Source organism: uncultured Jatrophihabitans sp. (assembly GCF_964244045.1).
Taxonomy (GTDB): Bacteria; Actinomycetota; Actinomycetes; order Mycobacteriales; family Jatrophihabitantaceae; genus Jatrophihabitans.
The window spans coordinates 1-18,974 of sequence record NZ_CAXTHK010000026.1 but is presented as its reverse complement, the minus strand read 5'-3'; the positions used below and the strand labels follow the sequence as shown (position 1 = coordinate 18,974).

Annotated in this window: 13 protein-coding genes and 1 pseudogene; 4 read left to right on the top strand and 10 right to left on the bottom strand. The window is 64.1% G+C overall.

Features of this window, described 5'->3' with window-relative positions:
• Positions 1–265: 265 nt before the first annotated feature.
• Both ACFFC4_RS16975 and lysA read left to right on the top strand, forming a co-directional pair.
• Positions 266–1,483 (top strand): hypothetical protein, encoded by a 1,218-nt coding sequence (locus tag ACFFC4_RS16975; RefSeq protein WP_375503009.1) that lies wholly within the window; start codon positions 266–268, stop codon positions 1,481–1,483.
• 9 nt (positions 1,484–1,492) lie between these two features.
• Positions 1,493–2,857 (top strand): diaminopimelate decarboxylase, encoded by a 1,365-nt coding sequence (lysA, locus tag ACFFC4_RS16970; protein ID WP_375503007.1) that lies wholly within the window; start codon positions 1,493–1,495, stop codon positions 2,855–2,857.
• A 227-nt stretch (positions 2,858–3,084) separates the two neighbouring features.
• Here lysA and ACFFC4_RS16965 read toward each other — a convergent pair whose 3' ends face one another.
• The gene (locus ACFFC4_RS16965; protein WP_375503005.1) at positions 3,085–3,657 is read right to left on the bottom strand and encodes a universal stress protein; all 573 of its coding nucleotides are present in this window, start codon (positions 3,655–3,657) and stop codon (positions 3,085–3,087) included.
• Positions 3,658–4,261: 604 nt separating this feature from the next.
• On the opposite strand from ACFFC4_RS16965, the pseudogene ACFFC4_RS16960 reads away from it, so the two are divergent.
• Positions 4,262–4,497, top strand: a pseudogene (locus ACFFC4_RS16960) (IS3 family transposase); the annotation flags it as partial.
• A 295-nt stretch (positions 4,498–4,792) separates the two neighbouring features.
• Here the strand turns inward: ACFFC4_RS16960 and ACFFC4_RS16955 are convergent.
• From ACFFC4_RS16955 to ACFFC4_RS16925, 7 genes are all read right to left on the bottom strand, one after another.
• Complete coding sequence (locus ACFFC4_RS16955; protein ID WP_375503003.1) at positions 4,793–5,731, bottom strand: acetoacetate decarboxylase family protein; 939 nt, start codon at positions 5,729–5,731, stop codon at positions 4,793–4,795.
• 84 nt (positions 5,732–5,815) lie between these two features.
• The gene (locus ACFFC4_RS16950; RefSeq protein WP_375503001.1) at positions 5,816–7,918 is read right to left on the bottom strand and encodes an MFS transporter; all 2,103 of its coding nucleotides are present in this window, start codon (positions 7,916–7,918) and stop codon (positions 5,816–5,818) included.
• A gap of 251 nt (positions 7,919–8,169) precedes the next feature.
• Positions 8,170–10,416, bottom strand: coding sequence for an MMPL family transporter (locus ACFFC4_RS16945; protein WP_375502999.1), 2,247 nt, complete (start codon positions 10,414–10,416; stop codon positions 8,170–8,172).
• Positions 10,417–10,686: 270 nt separating this feature from the next.
• Entirely contained in the window at positions 10,687–11,256 is a 570-nt protein-coding gene (locus ACFFC4_RS16940; protein ID WP_375502997.1) for a TetR/AcrR family transcriptional regulator, read from the bottom strand.
• 53 nt (positions 11,257–11,309) lie between these two features.
• Positions 11,310–12,680 carry an amidase family protein gene (locus ACFFC4_RS16935; RefSeq protein WP_375502995.1) on the bottom strand — a complete coding sequence of 457 codons (1,371 nt, stop codon included), beginning with the start codon at positions 12,678–12,680 and terminating at the stop codon, positions 11,310–11,312.
• A gap of 86 nt (positions 12,681–12,766) precedes the next feature.
• Positions 12,767–13,693, bottom strand: a complete 927-nt coding sequence (locus ACFFC4_RS16930; protein ID WP_375502993.1) for a DUF6206 family protein — start codon at positions 13,691–13,693, stop codon at positions 12,767–12,769.
• Positions 13,687–14,967 carry an aspartate aminotransferase family protein gene (locus ACFFC4_RS16925; RefSeq protein ID WP_375502992.1) on the bottom strand — a complete coding sequence of 427 codons (1,281 nt, stop codon included), beginning with the start codon at positions 14,965–14,967 and terminating at the stop codon, positions 13,687–13,689. Before ACFFC4_RS16925 ends, ACFFC4_RS16930 begins: the two co-directional genes overlap by 7 nt.
• 404 nt (positions 14,968–15,371) lie before the next feature.
• Here ACFFC4_RS16925 and ACFFC4_RS16920 point away from each other — a divergent pair, with 404 nt between their 5' ends.
• On the top strand, positions 15,372–16,013 hold the full coding sequence (locus ACFFC4_RS16920) for a DUF2993 domain-containing protein (RefSeq protein WP_375502990.1): 642 nt from the start codon (positions 15,372–15,374) through the stop codon (positions 16,011–16,013).
• 170 nt (positions 16,014–16,183) lie between these two features.
• Here the strand turns inward: ACFFC4_RS16920 and ACFFC4_RS16915 are convergent, their stop codons facing one another.
• Together ACFFC4_RS16915 and ACFFC4_RS16910 are read right to left on the bottom strand one after the other, a co-directional pair.
• A complete protein-coding gene (locus ACFFC4_RS16915; RefSeq protein ID WP_375502989.1) occupies positions 16,184–17,455 on the bottom strand; it encodes an IS1380 family transposase in 1,272 nt (423 codons plus the stop codon).
• A 430-nt stretch (positions 17,456–17,885) separates the two neighbouring features.
• Complete coding sequence (locus ACFFC4_RS16910; RefSeq protein WP_375502987.1) at positions 17,886–18,677, bottom strand: IclR family transcriptional regulator; 792 nt, start codon at positions 18,675–18,677, stop codon at positions 17,886–17,888.
• Positions 18,678–18,974: the final 297 nt, after the last annotated feature.

Below are 18,974 nucleotides of genomic sequence, written 5' to 3'. Positions count from 1 at the left end.
TTGGTTGACGCTTCCGTACGGCGCTGTGAGTCGCGCGTGGGGATCGCGTGGCGGTCTCGGGAATGAAGCTCGCTTGCCAAGTGCGCGGGTTGATGCTGGTGGTCCGGGCGACGGGATGTCGTTCGATCTTCGATCTGGAGTGCCAACGGTGACTCTCGCCGACTTGATTCCGTCACTACGCAGTTCGCTACCGCGACGGCTGGAACCAGGCTTGTGGCCGGCCTCCGCACGGCACCTGCCGGGTGGCGACATCTCCTTCGGCGGCGTGAGCCTGCGCGGGCTCGCCGTTCGGCGCCGCACCCCGATCGTCGTCGTGGATATGGCCGAACTGCACGTGCGGTGTGCGGACTTCCGCAGGGCGTTCCGCGACATCGATGTTGTCGTCACCGGCGGATCGCTTCTCGCCGAAGGCACCGCTGCCGTCGTCCAATCGGAAGGGATGAGCCTCAGCGTCTATTGTGAGGCGCAACTGGCTACGGCAGAGGCGGCCGGTTTTCCCGTCGAACGCATGGTTGTGCACGCGGCCCATGGCCGTGCCGCGTTTGTCCGGCGTGCCGCATCGCTCGGAGTCGGTCGAGTTGTCATCGACGACCTTGCCGAGATCGAAGCGCTGGCCGGGGTGCGGCCGGCATTGCGTCCGCAGCCAGTGCTCCTGTCGATTAGAACCGGTGCGGTCGAGGGTGTAACCGAGCTGTCCGCGCATCGCCGGACGACGCGCGGGTTATCGGTGGCGTCGGGCGAGGCCGCCCGCGCGGTGCAACGCATCCTCGCCTGTCCTGGTTTGCAGCTCGTCGGCGTGCACTGCCGCCTCGAAAGTACCTTTACGACTTCGGCTCCGTTCGTGGAAGCGTGCCGCCAAGGGCTTGACTTCATGATCCGAGTCCGAGCCGTCCATGGCGTCGCATTAACGGTGCTTCATGTGGGCGGCGGACATGACACGGTCGATATCCCTCATGCACGGTCGGCTTGGTGTCAGACGGCGGCGGCGCTGCGCCGCATGGTCGAGGAGGTCTGCGCCGAGGCCGGACTTCCTGTTCCGCATGTCAGCGTCGAACCGGGCAACACCCTGACTCAGCCGGTGTCGGCCACGCTGTGCCGGGTGACCGCGGTGCACCATGCCGGTGACCGGACCCGCGTGGCCATCGATATCGGGACGACCGGTTCGGTACCGCTCGATCGTCGTCATGAGTCCCGGTCGGTGCACCTGCTCGACCGGCTGTCTGCGGCCGCGGACCTGCACGTCGCGATTGTCGCCGCTGACCCGAGCGACGCTCACGTCGCAAACCAAGTGATGGTCTATGACGCGTTGCTGCCAGCCGACATCGCCGCGGGCGACCTGCTCGCCGTTCCGGGCGTAGGCAATGACCCGCACTCCGCGCTGGCGCGTCGCTTGCCGCGGCCCGCACTCGTCGCCGTCGCTGAGGGCAGGACGTGGCCGCTCACCCAGCACCACGCTGCCCGGCACTGCCGCAATGTCGGCTGAGGAGCAGTGATGACGACCACGCCAACCCACCGCCGCGCCGCGGACGACTCAACCCCTGGGGTCGAGCCGAGCGGGAATCCCCTTGGACCGCGCGTGTGGCCAGCGTCTGCTCGGCACCTGTCCGATGGAGATCTATCAGTCGGCGGCGTACGTCTGGTCGATCTCGCCGCTGAACACAGCACGCCCGTCGGTGTGCTCGACCTCGGTGAGTTCCGGGCGCGCTGCGAGGTCTATCGCCAGGCATTCGCGAATGCCGAAATCGCTTATGCCGGCAAGGCCCTGCTCACCCGGACCGTCGTCGCGATCGTCGCCGAGCAGGGGCTGGCGCTCGACGTGTGTTCCGAAGGTGAGCTCGCACTCGCCGTCTCCGCCGGATTCCCTGCCGAGCGGATCATCCTGCACGGCAACGCGAAATCACGCACCTTGTTGTCCCTGGCGACGACGCTGCGGGTCGGGCGCATCGTGGTCGACAGCCTCGATGAGATCGAGATGCTCGCTCGCATCGCACACCGCAACCCACCTCAACGTGTGCTCGTGCGAGTCACGCCCGGGGTTGATGCCGGATCCCACCGGGCCATCACCACGGGCACCGAAGATCAGAAGTTTGGTCTGTCGATCCGAACTGGTGCTGCAGCTGCGGCGATGCGACGGATCCTGGCCCTGCCCACACTTCGGCTGATCGGCCTGCACTGCCACATCGGGTCTCAGATCACGGTGGTGGAGCCCTACGTCGCGGCCGTAGGCCGCACCACGAATCTGCTGGCCGCTGTGCGCGACGAGCATGGAGTGATACTTGAACAACTGAACATCGGCGGGGGCCACGCTATCGCCTACACCCCGACCGGGGCTGCGATGAGCATCGACCGCCTCGCGGCGGCGGTGTCCGATGCGCTCGAGCAGTCCTGCGCACAACACGGTCTGCGCGTTCCTCGGCTCACCGTCGAGCCTGGCCGAGCCATCGCCGGCCCGAGTGGCGTGACCCTTTACACGGTCCTCAACGTCAAGCGCTCGGGCACACGCACCTGGGTTGCCGTCGATGGGGGGATGAGCGATAACCCGCGCCCCGCGTTGTACGGCGCCCACTACACCGCACGTCTCGTCGGACGGGTCTCGAGCGCCGCAGCCAAGCCCGTGACCGTCGTCGGCAGGCATTGCGAGGCCGGAGACATCCTCATCGACAGCGTCCTACTCCCGGACGACCTGCACGTCGGCGACCTGCTCGCCGTCCCCGCGACCGGCGCCTATCACCACGCAATGGCGTCCAACTACAACCACACTCCACGCCCACCCCTGATCGGCGTCGACGACGGACACAGCCGGATACTCGTCCGCCGCGAAACCTTTGCCGACCTCGTGTCACGAGACCTCGGCTGATCGGCGTCTCGTGGAGCACCCCGACAGACCACGACTCCGGGCCAGCGGGTCAGCGGTCGGCAGCCTTCCGTGGGCCGGTGGGCGCCACGAGGTCAGGCTGGTCCGCTGGCCGCCCAATAGGTCACGGCGCACCGGGGCCCTGGTGCAACGCTCGCCGCGTCGCACCTTTCGGCGGCCGACGCTCGTCACCGGTAGTCGTGATCACATCAGGCAACGACGAAGGTCGGCTACCCCTCGCCGTAACGAGCAATCGAGTCCTCGGTGTGCGCACAGTTGTCGTCGCGCGCGTTGTGACCGTGCCGATCGACGACAAGGACGGGACACGGCGCATGTTCGGTAAACCAGTCTGCGACGGGTCGCGGGGCACGATCTCCCGCCACGACGGGCTGGCAATCATCACCGGCGCCCACGACGAGCAGCCCCGCGGCTGCCGTTTCGCGCACGAGCTCGGTGTAGATGCTCCCGCGTAACAGTCGAGTTCGGATCTCGACCTCGGACGCAACGGAGCGCGCGATGCCGGCATAGTCCGTGAGGACATTGCGACCGAGACGGTCACCTGCGGCGATCAGTTCCTCCAGCGGTCGAGGGTCTAAGAGCCATTCGACCTCGCGGACGACTCGTACGATCTGCAGCCGACGACCGCGGGCCTGGGCGATGTGCGTTGCCCACCGCACTGCCTGGTATCCGCTGATCCCGTACGCGGCGCCGACCACTATGTCACCGGCCGACACGTCGTGTCGGAGCATGTCGAGTTCGGAGAGCAGCGCGTCTGTCTCAACGGTCTTGCTGCCCTGAGGCATATCAACATGCGCCTTTCGATTCCGAAGCCGGGTCTCGCCGGCCAGGCCGCGTTGTCCTGGTTCGCCGTCGAACCGACGCGCGGCCTGTCGATACAGCATCGTCGCGCGATCACCACGGCGGTGGTCTCTTCACGAAAGCGCCACACGAGTCCCACGCGCTACTCACGGCATAGCCGCGGCACCACAACAGTCGAAGAAGAGAAATCCGTCCACGTCCGCGAGCAGGCAGCAGCCAATTCTCGGCGTCCACCTGCGCGCTATGGAGCGAGCAAGGAGATCGATCGTGAAGTCGGGTTCGTAGCAGCGCAGTACCTCGGCCCGGCGCGCTTGATGAGCGTGCGTCGGATCGACCACGAAGGACCATCGGCGCCGGGAAGCTCGGGGCTAGCTCATGCAGACCTACGGGCTCGGCAAGGGCACCATACTGACATTGCTACGTGAGCACGGAGACGAGATTCGGCGGCAAGGCCTCTCCCCCAACCAGATCAACGAGGCCAGCACACTGTATGAGTCCGGATTGTCCCTACGCTAGTCGCAACGAGCGCGCCCACTCCATCAATCCGCGGGACGCAACACGGTTAAACACCATCCTCCTCCCCGCGTCGGCTCCGTGGGACGGGTCGCCTCCTGCGGCGACAACACCGCGATGGAGTCCTTCTTCGCCCTACTGCAGAAGAACATTCTCAACCGGCACGCTGGGACACCCGCGAAGAACTCCGCCTCGCGATCGTGACCTGGATCGAGAAGACCTACCACCGCCGACGACGCCAACGCGCCCTCGGAAAACTCACCCCAATAGAGTACGAACTGGTCCGAAATCAACTCGCAACCGCGGCCTGATCAACACACCCCGAGAGTCAACAGAACCCTGGGAGTCCCCGTGACCCGAACGAGCCTTCGCACTTGGTTCGTGAGCGTGACTGCGATCCGGTCTGACTGCGATCCCGTCTACTGATGCGTCATTGTGTCGTTCGACATCGGCCTACTTCAGGTCGCGCTTCGTGATTATGTTGCGAGGTCCCGCGACCTGCATCGACGTCGCTCATCTCCTGATGACAACAATTCGTCTCTGTTCGTCGTATAGCCCGCGCGCTGGGACTGGTCGCAACATCCGAAGCTGATTTCTTGCAACTGGTCACACGTCGGTCACGGCAACTCGCGGCAGACCACAATGAAAAGACCCTAGGATCTCAGTTTCACGAAGATCGTTCCAACCCGCAAGGCGGGCCTGGCCGGCGTCGACCACGTCTCCCAGCGGCACCTCAGACAATGTGTTGACGATGTGCATGAGAGTCGGCAACTGATGAAATGACGCGGGTATGAAACGGAAATGACCGTTACCTGAGCGCAACGACCGAGTTGCAGTGATGCTCGCGGTTTTTGATGAGCCGGTGACTTGCTCGATCTCAAGCTGTCCCCACTCGCCGGTTCGAGGTAGCACGCGGTAGTGCATGAGCGGGCCGCGGCGCCACGAGCCGATGGAGGGCACGGTCCGCTCGAGTTTGACCTCGACATTGAGGAATGTGGTGCCCTGCCACGAACACGAGTAGTCGATCTCGTTGCCTCGAACGGTGCGCATCATCGAATCGGCATAGACCTTGTTCCAGCCCAATTCTTCGCGCCCCGAGGTTATGGCGTCCGGGCAATCTTCGAAGACCACCAGGGCCAGCCGGCCGTGCTGAACAGCCCCGTTGGGCGGGGTGAAGGTAGCGGGAACGCTCACGATCACCATCTCGTAGCCGCGCCCAGCGAGCCAAGGCAGACCTGTCAGGGTGACGCACTCGACGATCAGCAGGGGATCGTCAAGGGAGAAACCGCGTGGCATCAGCGCGGCAAGCGCGTCGAAGTCTGCGCGGGCGGCAACCCACGTTGCGAGTGTCGAGCCCAGGCCTTGTGGGTGGCCGGAGTCGCTGTCGGGTCGTTGTCGGGGCCCCGGTTGTCGGCCGAAGAGCGCGGGCATTCGCGGGATGCCTTCAAACGTGGTCCGGTAATCCCGTGTTGGCGGAATGGATCGTGCCGGCTGGCTGGTTGACGGCCTTAACCGGCGCGGCCGGACAGACACGATATCGCTCACCTTCACGATGACACTCCTGGTTCAATGGTCGGCACGTTCGTGCGCGATAGGGTCTTTTGGCGTCTAGATCAATTCAACAGGTGTCTACCGAGCGTTAGCGATGGCGGCGATCTCGGCCTCCACGCGCGCCTCGTGCTGCTGTAGGGCACGGCGGGCGCGGCGTGGGTTCCAATAACCGGCCATGAGGAACATGAGCGGAATGAAGATGAGCTGACCGCCGAGGCCCAGTGAAAAATAATTTCGCCATTGGTGGCCGCTGTGCTTGACCGCGTCCTCGACTTTCGGCCCAGTTTTCTCCAGATATCTCAGTTTGGCCTGGACAACTGCGCTTTGCAGACTCGGCCCGTACCGGGCGAGGTAGGCTAAGTCAGCGGCGGGGACTTTGCCGAGAGCCTGCAGCTTGTCTGATGCCTGCTGGACGGTACCTGCGTTGGTGGCCATGAAGATGAGCGCGTCGGACGGGACTTTCGCAAGGGCCTGCAGCCGTCGAGCGGCGACCTGCAGCGTTATGTGTAGGGCCGTTGCAGCTTCACGGGTGGCTTTGCTCAGCGCGGTCGGGTCGTTGGGGGTGTTCAGCAGTGTGAGTTGGGTGCTAGGGTCAATCGTCTGTGCGGTGGCTAGTTCGTCCGCGTACTGGGTGCTGAGAGTGGCAACCTTACTAACGGTGCCGACGTCGAGGTGCGCTATTTGCGCCACTGCGATGAGTTGGACTCGGGCGTCGTTGGGGTGGTCGGCCAAATCCCGTTGCGTCGCGGGCGACAGCAGGGCTGCAGTACCGATCGCCCCGCTGTAACGGGTGGCTAGCGTTTGCGTCTTGGCGGCAATGGAAGGGTCGGCAGCGACGGCTTTTATGACGTTGTTTTGGGTCTTGCTCAAGGTCGAGTCTGTTCCGGCGACCAGTGATTGGACTGCGGGGCCATCCTGAATGATGAGGGTGACCGAACCGACGAGCAAGGGAAGAATGAAGGTTACGACCGTGGCCGCTACGCGAACGATGCCGCCCCACAGGCCTAAGCCGGTGCCGGTCAGAGCTGGGTTACGGCGTTCGACGGTCTCGGTGAATGACGCCATCCACGGTGCGAATGTCATTCCGGAGAAGACCGCAATGGCGACTAGGATCACCACCCACGTGGTGTAAGTCGTGCCGCTCCTGGTGATGAAGTGAAGCATGATGGATGTAGAGATGGCCGCGCCGACCGCACCGAGCAGCATAAACGGTTTCCGGACCTGCAGGCGGTCTGACATCCAGCCGAAGAGTATTAACGTGGCGGCTTGTGCGCCCCACATCCAATTGCCCAGTGAGTTAGCTTTCGATGTGCTGTAACCGAATACGGTCTCAAAGAAGATTGGAAGGAAGCCGACTGCGGCAAAGTAGAAGATCAGGAAAACACTGATTGCGGCAGCGGATCCAATAATGTCGGGTCGCACCATCTGCCGAAGCGGATGGCGTTGTAACGCGGCGGTGTCCAGCCCACGTGCTCGTGTTTCGGCGCGAGCGTGGTCGTTGTCGTTCACGATGAGCTGATCGCGTAGCGGACCGGATAGCTCTCGCAGCCACAAGGCTGCGACAGCGAATACGACCAATCCGACTCCGCCCGCGATGGCGTACTCGTCCTGCCACCGTCCGACATGATCGATTGTGGCGGACACGACTGCGCTGGTGACCAGGCTACCGGCGACTGGGCCGACGGTCCAGAAGCCCATAGCGGTGGCGCGGCCGACCTGTGGGCTGAAGTCACGGACAAGGGCAGGGGTTGCGACGAGGACGAGGCCTTCAAAGGCGCCGAGCAGGGTGTACAAAACCGCAACCGAGGTTTTGCCGTCGGCTAGTGGAAATCCGACGATGCATGTCAGGGCGCATCCGAGGATGCCGGCGACGACCACGTTAGCGCGGCCGTATCTGTCGGTGAGGCCGCCGAAGAAGGACACCAGCGCGCTGACGAGCAAGGAGATGACGTTGACGTTTACAAAATAGACAAATGACATACCGGTCGATGCGATAACTTTGTCGCCGACGGCGCCGAGCAAGTAGTACTGGTAATAAAAAAGGATTGTGACGCCAACGATGATGATCAAACACGCCGTCTTGGTGCGAGCCGCAGGGAATTGCTGAAGTTCCCGTTGCCACAGCCGCGACACAGTTCTGGGCTGTGCCGCGACGTGAGCGTTCTCGGTACTGATCACCATGAGTTGACCTCGCTTGTGAGAGTGGGATGAGCAATTTATTCGGTCCAAGAGGCCCACTGACGGGCGCAAGATGCAGCAGTGGGATACCGTTTCATGCGGGCGATGGCGAGCCCGGTATGCCGCAGTGCGACGAACGCGAACGCGGCCAATTAGCTACTGCTATCCGCTGGCTGGTGTGTCACGGGACACCGGAGGAGCCCGCACGGTAGGCACGTCATGCTGGCGGCGAGGTGAAGAGCGGCGATCGCGCGTCACGATCTGTCCGGCTCAGCGGCGAACACCGGTGGCCGCGCGCCACGGGCGTCTGAGTCGGTGTCGGTAGCATCATCGGTTGGCTTCGCCGTGCCGAGGGATGTGGTGATGGACGAACCCTCAAGGTCGAGGTCGGGCAGGATTCGGTCGAGCCATCGGGGCAGCTGCCAGGCGCGATGCCCGAAGAGTCGGAGCACGGCGGGCACAAAGGTCATGCGCACCACGAACGCGTCGACCGCAACTCCGATGCCCAGGGCGAGGCCGATGGGTTTGATCACGGCGTCATCGCCGAGCACGAAGCTGCCGAAGACACTGATCATAATGATCCCGGCAGCGCTGACGACACGAGCGCTGCTCGTCATGCCCGCGGTAATCGCAGCTTCGGGATCGCCGCGGTGAACGTAGTCCTCCCTTATTCGAGAGACGAGGAATACTTCGTAGTCCATGGCCAGTCCAAACAGGATGCTGACCAGTAGGACGGGTAAGAAGCTGACGATAGGGCCCGGTTGTTGCCCGTTGAGGATGAAGCTGAGATGGCCGTGTTGAAATACGAAGACGGTAACCCCCATCGAGGCTGCGATCGAAAACAAGAAGCCGAGTACCGCTTTGAGGGGTACAAGCAAGGACCTGAACACGAACATCAAGAGCAGCAATGCCACACCGACGATGAGGATAAGAAAGATCGGGAGCGCAGCCGACAACTTGTTGGACACGTCGATGTTGGACGCTGTCGGGCCGGTGACGTAGGTGTCGACGTCGGTCCCTGCCACGGCGTCTCTGGCCGCAGAGCGGATGGTGGCGACGAGTGTCTTGGTAGCTTCCGAGCCCGGGCTGGACCGGGGAGTGACTTGCAGGATCGCGACGTCGCCTGTCTCGTTGGCTGCCGGGTGGCCGACCCTGGCGATGCCTGCGGCCCCCTCGAGCTTGGACATGGCGGCCTTGGCCAGCGCCGTCGCGTCGTCGTGACCAGGATGCGATATCACCATAGTGAGCGGACCGTTATAGCCGGCACCGAAGCCAGTGGTGATTAGGTCGTAGGCTCGCCGTTCGGTGGTGGCGGTGGGTTTACTGCTGTCATCGGGCAAGCCAAGTTGCAGATCGAGCACCGGTATCGACAGCAGGCTGACTGCAAGGACGCAGGCTGTGATGGTCGCCCACGGCCGTCGGGTCACCACAGCCGACCAGCGTGTGCCCAGGGACGGCCTCCCGTGTCGGCGCTGCGCTCGGGTGGTAAGTATGCCTATGCGACCCGCGTGGATTCGTGAACCCAGGATGGACAGAACGGCGGGGACGAACGTGAGGGCGAGCATGACCACAATGGCGACGCCGGCGGCCGCAGCAATTCCCATTCCGGTGAGGAAAGGTATGCCGACGACGGCGAGCGCGGCGAGGGCTATAATCACGGTCAAACCGGCGAACACTACTGCGCCGCCAGCCGTAGCGGTCGCGAGGGCTAAGGAGTCCGCGATTGTCAGTCCGTCGGCCAAACCTTGTTTATGTCGTGCCAGGATGAAAAGTGTGTAGTCGATGCCGACGGCAAGGCTCAGCATGAGGGCCAGCGTGGGCGCTGATGAGTTGAGCGACACGACTCCGGACATGGCTTTGATGCCGAGCAGTCCAACGGCGACCCCGATGCCTGCCGTCAGCAGGGGCATGCCTGCTGCGACGAGCCCGCCCATAGTGATTGCGAGGACAAGGAACGCGATGAGTAACCCGTAGATCTCTCCGTTGCCTTCGTCTTCAGTGGTAGAGATGACGCCGCCAGAATATTGAACGTCCAAGCCCGTCTTCTGAACGTCAGTCCCAATGGCTCGCAGCGCCTTCTTCGCCTCCGAGCTAACTTTGTCCACGGTGACCGCGTACTGGATATCTACGAAAGCGATTCGTCCGTCGGCGCTGGTAACCGCTTGCGCGAACGGGGTGACCGCGATGACCTGTGGAGCGTGCGCGACCCGATTGAGCGCCTGCTGCTCTGCGGTTCGAAAGCGTGACTCGACCAACGTGTGCCCGGACGGTGCTGCCACCACGACCCGTGCGCTGGCCCCACCAGCACCCGGGAAATGCTTGTCCAGCAGATCAATCGCTTTCTGCGATTCTGTCCCGGGGATGGTGAACGAGTTGGTCGTGTTGCCCCCGAAGGTTGCCGCGGAAATGCCTGCGGCCGCGAGAACGGCTAGCCATACGAGCACGACTGTCCATCGGCGGCGAACCGCGAACGAGCCCAACCGGTGCAGGAGTGCACCCATGACTTCCTCAATTCAGTCGATGTCGCTTGCGATGTCGGTTGCTAGGTATTGCGATGTAATCTGCGATAGCGCTGCTGCTGTGAGCCACTAGTTCGTCGCGCTGGGTTCATGTCCAAGAAACCAATGCTGCGGCTTGCCTCGGGAACGACTTCCGGTCGCTGTCTACTACCGCCGGTCGTGAATCAGTCGAGCCGTAGACCATTAGCTGCTGGCGATCCCAATGAGTCGGGTCGGTCGCCGGGAAGGTGACGGGCTGGGAACGGCAACAAACTAAGTCGGAGGCGTTGTGCGTCTGCGGGAAGGTGAGAACATGCCTGCGACTAACTCGGCCAACTGACTCAGTCCTGCTTCGGCAACCTTTGGGTCGGTGTCAATCAGTTGTTGAACAGTGAATCCATCGAGGGTGGCGAGGATGAACCGCACGGCGACGGTAGGTGCGCCGGTAAACTCCGTGCCGGTTTGTTGGCACAGTTCGTCCAACACGTGCAGGCTGGCCTGCTCGTAGCGGCCGTATTGCCACTGCGCTAAGTCTCGTAGCTCGGGGTTTCTCAAGGCGTGGATAGTGAGTTCCAGCAGCAGCAAGTGACGCTGTGATTCGTCCGCGACACCCAGCACGAGTGCGTCGACAATGTCGCGGAGCGCGCCCTGCACGGTGTCGCTTCGACCGGCCGAGTCGATGATTCGCTGGCATACCGTGTCGGTAAGTGCTTCGGTTATGGCACGCAGAAGTTCGTCGCGTGAGCCGAACAGGTAGTGGATCGTTGCCTGCGGCACGCCGGCGGCATTGGCGATATCCCGGGTAGAGACGGCTGCGATACCGCGTGCCGCCATGAGCGTCACAGCCGCCTCAATGACTTGGGGTCGGCGCACAGACGCTGGAACGTGGGCCATGGTCATGCCTCCTGGAGGTGGCGGGCGGCAACCAGGCACAGGTCTTCTCTGAACCGTGCCCCGATCAGTTGCACGCCGAATGTGGTACCGGCGCCGGGGTCGGTAGCGGCGTCGACGCTAGCGACGGGCACCGTCGCGACTGGCCGACCTAGGAACGCGGCTGGCAGGCCGGGAGCGATGATGGACAGCACGTGCGCCGGGTCGGCCAGGTCGAGGTCGTCGGCAAACGCTGCTTGCGTCCAAACCGGGGCAAGTAGCACATCGATGTCGCCCAGCGCGGTCGCCCAAGCACGCGACCATCGGGTCCTGTTCGCCAGCAGGGCCATCAGTGCTACTGCCTCGAGAGGGTCGGCGCCGGTCATTGAGATGAAGGTCCGTGCTCCCTCGCCGGCGACGGCAGTGATCAGTTCGGCCTGTGATGCGAGAACCGTCGCAGTGAGCTGGTGCCAGCCGTGCACAGCGTCGTCCCAGTGCGGCGGATTTGTTTCGACCACCTCGTAGCCGGCGTCTGCCAGGCGGTCCGCCGCTGTGGTGATGGCAGCTGCCGCTTCGGGCGACACCGTTCCGCACACTCCATCGGCCAATACTGCGACTCGACGGGTGGACTCAGCGGCCCAGGGCGGGCGGGGAACGCTGGCCGGGTCGCGGTGGTGAACACCGGACATCACATCAAGGGCGAGTCCGAGGTCAGCGACGCTTCGTGCCATCGGGCCCTGCACGTTCATTAGTTGAGCGGCCAGATCCGGAACATCGGGGACGGTGCTGGCCGCGTCGGGAACGACGCCCGGGGTGGGGCGCAGAGCGTAGACGCCGCAGCAATGTGCCGGGCTGCGTAACGACCCCCCGAGATCGTTGCCGAGCCCGAGCGGGCTCAACCGGGCAGCTAGTCCAGCTGCTTCGCCGCCGCTGCTCCCGCCTGCGGTGACACCCGGCCGGGTCGGGTTCACGGTCCTGCCGTGCAAACTGCTGTCAGTGTCATGACGGAGCGCAAGGTCGGGCATGTTCGACCTCGCTAGTGGGATGCCGCCGGCCAGACGTAGACGCTCGACCGCGGGCGCGTCTGCGACCGCGACGTTACCGGCGAGCGCCGGCACCGCCCAGGTCGTTGCCGAGCCCGCGACATCAATGTTGAGTTTGACGGTGAACGGCACGCCGTGTAGCGCGCCGAGCGGTTCACCGCGCGCGGCCCGGGAATCCGCCTGCTCGGCATGGGCCAGCGCGGTCTCAGCCAGCACCACCGGGTAGGCGTTGATTTGCGGATTGACGGTCTCGATACGTTCCAGGAACGCGGTGACGACCTCGCGGGCGCTGACCTGGCCCGCGGCGACGAGGTGCGCGAGATGGACGGCTGTTAGCTCGGTAAGACCGTCCATAGTTGCTGGGGCAGCAGAGACGTCTGTCGGGGTGGAGGCGTCTGTCGTGGCGAGGGCGCCTATCGCATTGGGGCGAGCGGTTTGGTTCATGCGTTGCGCTCCACCTGTGCGGGCAGGACGGCGTGATAGGGCCTGCGGGTAAGGCGGTGAACGGCCACGTCGAATCGTCGGATTTTCGAGGACAGTTCGAGCGCTCGCGCGTTGCGACGGTAATAGGCGCTGACCTCGTCTGGGTGAATCGCCGCCAGCTGGTCGTGATCGACAAGCCATCGGTTCGCTGCGTGCACGACGTGCGCTACCAGGTCAGGTCTACCTTCTTTGATTAGATTTGCCGCGATGTCGACCAGGTTGGACCGGTTATCGAAATGCACATCGAAAACCCGCTCGACCCGTCCGCTGCGTCGGACCAGGCCGCGGAGCGGCCGAGGAAACCCCCGCAGGATGGGTTCGCATTCGGCCGTCTTGCGGCCGGCGCGACATGACAAGGGGGTGGTGACGTCCAGCAGGGCAACGACAGTGCTGGCGTCGATGACCCAGTTCGACACTTGAGAGTCGATCGCGTAGCTCATCGTGTTCGGAGTCAAACCCTGTTGTTGGTGAGCGCGATGATTGAAATCGGCGATCTGCTGCACGATGTCCGCAGCCTCGGCCCCCTCCGCCGTGGACAGCCAGGACTTGCCGAGCCTTTCGACCGCAACTGCCGGTTGCACGACGTAGGTGGCCCACTCGCCGCCGTGGGATTGGACGACCACGCAGTCGGTTCGAAGACACGGGACTTCTCGATCACGCAGTCCGGCGACATAGTCTGTCACCGAGCGGGCGTAACGGCTGGCATCGTTGTGGGTGGGAAAGCCGCCGATCCGTTTGAGGACGGCATCCGGTACGGAGTCGTGACGCAGAACCGCCGACACCTCGCCGGAGTCGAGGACCTGGAAACCGCTGGCTTCGGGGTTTGCGACGTCCAGTGCATGCTCGAGTCGTTGCACGTCTTCGGTTTCAGGAGCGGTCAGCATCGCGCAAGCTCCTTGCTTACCGACTCGAGAGTCGCTGCGAGCAGGGCCAGCAGTTCCTGCGTCTGGGCCTCGGTGAGCAACAAGCCCGGTTTCAGTTGCAAGTAGCGCGGATCGTAGGCCGCAAACATCGCCCATAACCCGTGGGCGAAACCGTGCGCAGTCATCAACCGGCCGCCTGCCTCGTGATTGAGGCCGAGAGCCAGGACCAGGCCACGTTGTCTGACGTCTACCAGAAGCGGGTATTCGGCCTGCAGTTTGGCCAGCCCTTCTCGCAGCTGTTCAGCGCTACGATGCACGTTGTTCAACGTCTCAGGGCGTTGCATTATCTCGAGCACCTTCAACGCTACGACGCAGCCGAGCTCGGAACCACCCGCAGTGCTGCCGTGTCCCCAACCGTTATCTCTTAGCCAGCCGCCGGCGTGTGCGGTCATCACTGCGGCGGCCACGGGATACAACCCGCCGCCCAGCCCCTTACCGGTGACCAGAACATCAGGTGCGACCTGCTCAAAGTCGACGGCCCACATCGATCCCGTGCGCCCCAGGCCCACCTGCACCTCATCGAGAACGAGCAGCGCGCCGTGCTGGCTGCACAATTCGCGAACGGTTCGTAAATAGCCCTCCGGTGGCAGCGGGAACCCGGCGGTCGCAGGAATGGTCTCCAGCAACACTGCGGCTACGGGGCGCTGCGCGAGCAAGTCGGCCAAGGCGCCTGCGTCCCCGAACGGCACCTGTAACACGTCGTCGCGGCTCGCCTGAGAGTGAAAGTACTCCGCGTTGCGTGTGTCGCCTGCAGCCATCGAGCCAAGGGTTGAGCCGTGGTACGAGTCGACGGCTGACACCACCAGCCGCCGGCCTGTGGCTCGACGTGCCGACTTGATGGCAACTTCGATGGCGTCGGCCGCGGTGGCCGTCAGCACCGAGTACTGCATGTCCCCAGGACACAGCTCGACCAGCTCCTGGGCCAGCCGCACCCTCAGGCCGCTCAAGAAGTGATGGTTTCCTATATCGAGCACGCTCAACGCGTCCCGAAGGGACGCCACCAGTTCTGGATGCCGATGGCCCAAATTATACGTGCCACCGTTGCTGTGAGCGTCGAATATTCGGCGACCGGCGCCGTCCCAAAAATACGGTCCTTCCCGTGCAGTCATCACAGGCGCCAACCCCGCGGCCGCGAACACGTCAACCTTGTCGGGGTTCACGAAGCGACGAGTCAGTTCGACGATGCCATTCAAGGGTGCCGACCCAGCAAGGTCGACCCAGTTGTCCAGATCCATGACAACAAAACTATGTCGGGCACTCGACTTTGTCAATCGCCCGACTTGATATAAGTTGAGTTAACGAAGGCAGTGCAGCTGGACGGCGGCAGTTACGGCTACAGCAACAGCGACGGCGATCCCCGCATCGGCGCTACAGCTCGGCTCGACCTATGGCACGGGGGATGTGTCTCGTCCCGACGGAAGCTACTGGATCTGCATGTCGTCGGTACTAACTCGGCTCGATCGTGATCACAAAGGTCAGGAACATGAACATCTTGACTACCCACCCGCGCCGATGTCGCTATCGTCGCGACCCACCGCCTAGGAGCGACGGAACAATCACCAACGGCTCAACATGCGTCAAAGCTCTGCTTACCTCGGACGAAGCGCCACGACGACAGCGCACGCGGTGGGGGCGCCGCGTGTTCATCGGCCTGGTGCTGTTGGCGCTGCTCGCTGCTTTGAGCGACCGCCCGCTGGCCTGGTACGCCGAGTCTCAGATCGAGCAGGCCCTAACGACCGGGTCAGATTCGGCTGAGTCTGCGCACGCCTCGATCGCTGGCATACCTTTCCTGACGCAATTCGCCACTGGTGAGTACAGGCACGTTGAGGTCGATGTGCACCGATGGCACACCGGCGTGATCATCATCAACAGCATCGCCGCTGACGGCCGCGACGTTGACGCCGACACGTCGGACGTGCTCACCAACAAGCTGACAGCTCTGGAGGTGGCCTCGCTCAAGGTCACGGCCGAGCTCCGATGGCAGGATGTCGCTGCCGCCCTCACTCACGCCACAGATGGTGTCATCAGTGTCACCGTCACGGCCCGCAGCCGTCGACCCACGATACGTGTCGACACTTTGCTCGGGTCGATCACGATCCCGCTGGCGGTTAGCGTCAGGGATGGCCAGCTGCACATCCCCGCCGGGGCAAAATCGGCGCCCATACGAATTCCGCTTCCAACGCTGCCGCCAGGAATCCACCTCTCCACCGCCACGGCCACGGCTCAAGGGATACAAGTGACCGCGCGCGGATCACGAGTACACATATCATTCGACAGCTAGCCCGGATCTTCCGTGGGTCCGTTGACGTTGGTTGTCTTGAAGCCGTGGCCGTCGGTTGAGGGCTGATCCTGCTTCAGGGGTGCGACAGGTGGCCCGCGGTCATGCGGGTGGTCGCCGGCGTCCACGGACCGGTCGGGTCGGGCAGGTTGTCGGGGCGGGTGGAGCGGTGTTCAGGTCGGCGCGGGCAGCGCTCGGAGGCGGTTGATGCCAGCCAGCAGCAGCCCCGCCCAGGGAGCCGAGCGTGCGAGGTGCAGTCGGCGGGCGCGGCCGTGGGCGGCGAGCCGGCCGGCGATGCTGAACCGCCGTAGTCGTAGGCGTTTGGATCCCCAGCGGCGTGCCGGGTGATCGGTCAGGGCGAGCATCTGCCACCAGGCGGTGAGTTCGACGGCGAGCGCGACGATCGCCAGCCAGATGCGGTTCTGGTCGAAGTCGTGCAGCGGCAGGTTGGTCAGGCCGGTGTCTTTGGCGATGCGGATGCGGTCTTCGCAGCGGGCCCTGCGGCGGTGACGTAGTCCCAGGTGAGCGGTGGAGCGGTGGGGCCCGCCGACGCCGGGGGTGTTGGTCGCGAACGCGGTGACCCGCCAGCCGTTGACGTCGGTGATCCGTAGCTGCGCGCCGGGGTGGGGTTTTTCCTTGCGCACGATCACCCGCATCCCCGCCGGCCACGACGACAGCTCAAGCAGGCCGGTGGCGTCGGCGACCAGGGCGTCCGGGCGGACCTGCGCCTCGGCGTCTAGCGCCGCCTCCCACGCGTCGGCCTGGTCGAGGATCTTGACCTGATCAGCGAAGTCGCTGGGCAGGGTGAACCCGATCGAGTACTGCACCCGCTGCCCAGTCAGCCAGTCCAGGAACTCAAAGGGTGCTCCCGGCGCCGTCAGTGCGCACCAACACACTCTTGCCCGGACGTCGGCCCGGCCGGTGTCCGGGCAGCTGCGCGAACGCCGTCCGCGCCACGGTGATGTGATCAATGGCGTGTTCGAGCCGGCGTAACCGGCGCGCAGCAGCCATGCCAGCGGTTCACCGGTGCCGTGTTCGCCGTGGTCGACGAACAACAGCAGCGGATGGAAGCCGAACCCGCGTTTGAACGTCGGCGCCGCCTGCTCCTTGTCCGAATGCGCCGTCAGCAGCGTCGCGTTCGAGGTCCACGACGACGGATCGTCGACGCTGGCCGCGTAATTCGGGGCGTGCTCGCCGGCCAGCGACCACACGCGGGCTCGCACCGCCGCCCGCGCCCGGTCGATCGCCACAAGCGATTTTGTGGCGTCGGCGGCCAGAGTGACCACCAGCCGCGACACCGTCGGGTCCGAGGCCGCCACGCCGAACACGCCCGGCTGATCACGCAACAGCGCGACATCAGCCAAAGAGTCACCACCGACCGCCAGGGACAGCGCCGGATCGGTGATGATCTTGCCTGGGTCATGGCGGCCTGCGGTTTGCGCCACGACTCCAACACCTGCGACAGGGCCCGATCCAAACCCGTGATCCGCACGGTGTCGACCAGCCCGGCCGCTCGGCCTGCGACACCATCGACGTCCCGGCCGTGTCGCTGCGGACACGCGGATACAGCCGATACTGTTCAACCCTGAAGGTGCTCCTCGCTCGACGCGATCATGGTCTCGCCAACCTCGATCCTGTCTGGCCTGGATCACTTCTCAGTTCAACACCACGCCGTCACCGTGAAAGCACCTGGCTAGTCAGGCGTCACGCTGGTGGTGCGGCATGACACGCATGAAGTTAGCGGTCGACGCCGTGCCGGCCGTGCATATTGAAGTTCGGCACAAGTCATCAAATTCCTCGGTTGGGGCAGAGCGCATTTATTCGGCTTCAGACGGGAACATGGAACGTCGTCGACCACGCGCGAAACGCCAGCTCTCAGCGACCGGCATAGCCGTCGGATTCCGAGGTGTCTTCGATCGTCAACGCGCGGGACAGGCTGCTGGCCACAATCCGGACCAGTGGTGCAAGTTCCGTAGGGCTAACGCCGTCCGAGCGGACCACGACGGCCAGGCTCGCCATGATGGACCGGCCCGGGCCGAAAACCGGCGCCGCCACCGATGAACTGCCGTCTGTCATCTCGTTGCGGGACACGATCAGGCCGGTTCGCCGAATCTCGGCCAGAGCCGAGCGGAGTTGACTTTCGGTCACAATGGTGGAGGTAGTGATCGGTCGTAGTCCGGCTGCGATGACCTGTTCCAGCAGGTCGGGACTGCTATAGGCCAGCAATACCTTGCCGGGCCCGGTCGCGTGCAACGGCAACCGCCGGCCTACGCGTGAGATTACCGTCGCCGCCTGCCGGCTCGGCAGCTTCTCTAGGTACAGCGCGTGCGTTCCGTCGAGGACCGCCAGATGAACCACCTCGTGAGTCGCCTCGCGAAGGTCCTCCAAGAACGGCAAGGCAACATCGCGCAAGGCCCGCGCGTGCGGTGCTGAGGCGCCCAGCCGCCAGACATGCATGCTGAGCCGGTAGCGACCGCGGCCATGCCGTTCGACGCCCCCCCATTCGATAAGTGTGGCGAGCAAGCGGTGGACGGTCGCCATCGGCAATCCGGTTTCGCGACTGATCTGCGTAACGGTTCGTTCCTCCGTATTGCCGAGGAAGCAGTCGAGAACCATCAGGGCACGCCGGACCACCGAGCGCTCTGATTCCGCGTTGGCTTGCTGCACGAGGCCTCATTATTCCGCATTGAAACAGTTGCCCCGGATGAGTGGATCGACCAGCAAAGCGCCAGCTGATCTAGTGGGCCGTCGCGTCTAAAGCACTGGGTATAAGTGCCGAGGCCTGATGCGGGCGTTGCGGGTGGTGAACCGCCAGTCGACTTGGCGTGTGTCGGTGTTGGTGGCCTTGGTCCAGGCGTCGAGTTCGGTGTTGAGGATGTCGAGGTCGGGGATGCGCCGGCCGAGGCAGTGGGGACTGCCCCCGGTTCGGTTGACTCCTTGCCTGTGAGGATTGCTCCTCGCTGG

What these genes read in the sequence shown, in the direction of transcription:
- ACFFC4_RS16965 (WP_375503005.1), bottom strand. Translation starts at nt 3,657, where the DNA reads ATGCCTCAGGGCAGCAAGACCGTTGAGACAGACGCGCTGCTCTCCGAA.
- ACFFC4_RS16945 (WP_375502999.1), bottom strand. Translation starts at nt 10,416, where the DNA reads ATGGGTGCACTCCTGCACCGGTTGGGCTCGTTCGCGGTTCGCCGCCGA.
- ACFFC4_RS16930 (WP_375502993.1), bottom strand. Translation starts at nt 13,693, where the DNA reads ATGCTGACCGCTCCTGAAACCGAAGACGTGCAACGACTCGAGCATGCA.
- ACFFC4_RS16950 (WP_375503001.1), bottom strand. Translation starts at nt 7,918, where the DNA reads ATGGTGATCAGTACCGAGAACGCTCACGTCGCGGCACAGCCCAGAACT.
- ACFFC4_RS16925 (WP_375502992.1), bottom strand. Translation starts at nt 14,967, where the DNA reads ATGGATCTGGACAACTGGGTCGACCTTGCTGGGTCGGCACCCTTGAAT.
- ACFFC4_RS16935 (WP_375502995.1), bottom strand. Translation starts at nt 12,680, where the DNA reads ATGGACGGTCTTACCGAGCTAACAGCCGTCCATCTCGCGCACCTCGTC.
- lysA (WP_375503007.1), top strand. Translation starts at nt 1,493, where the DNA reads ATGACGACCACGCCAACCCACCGCCGCGCCGCGGACGACTCAACCCCT.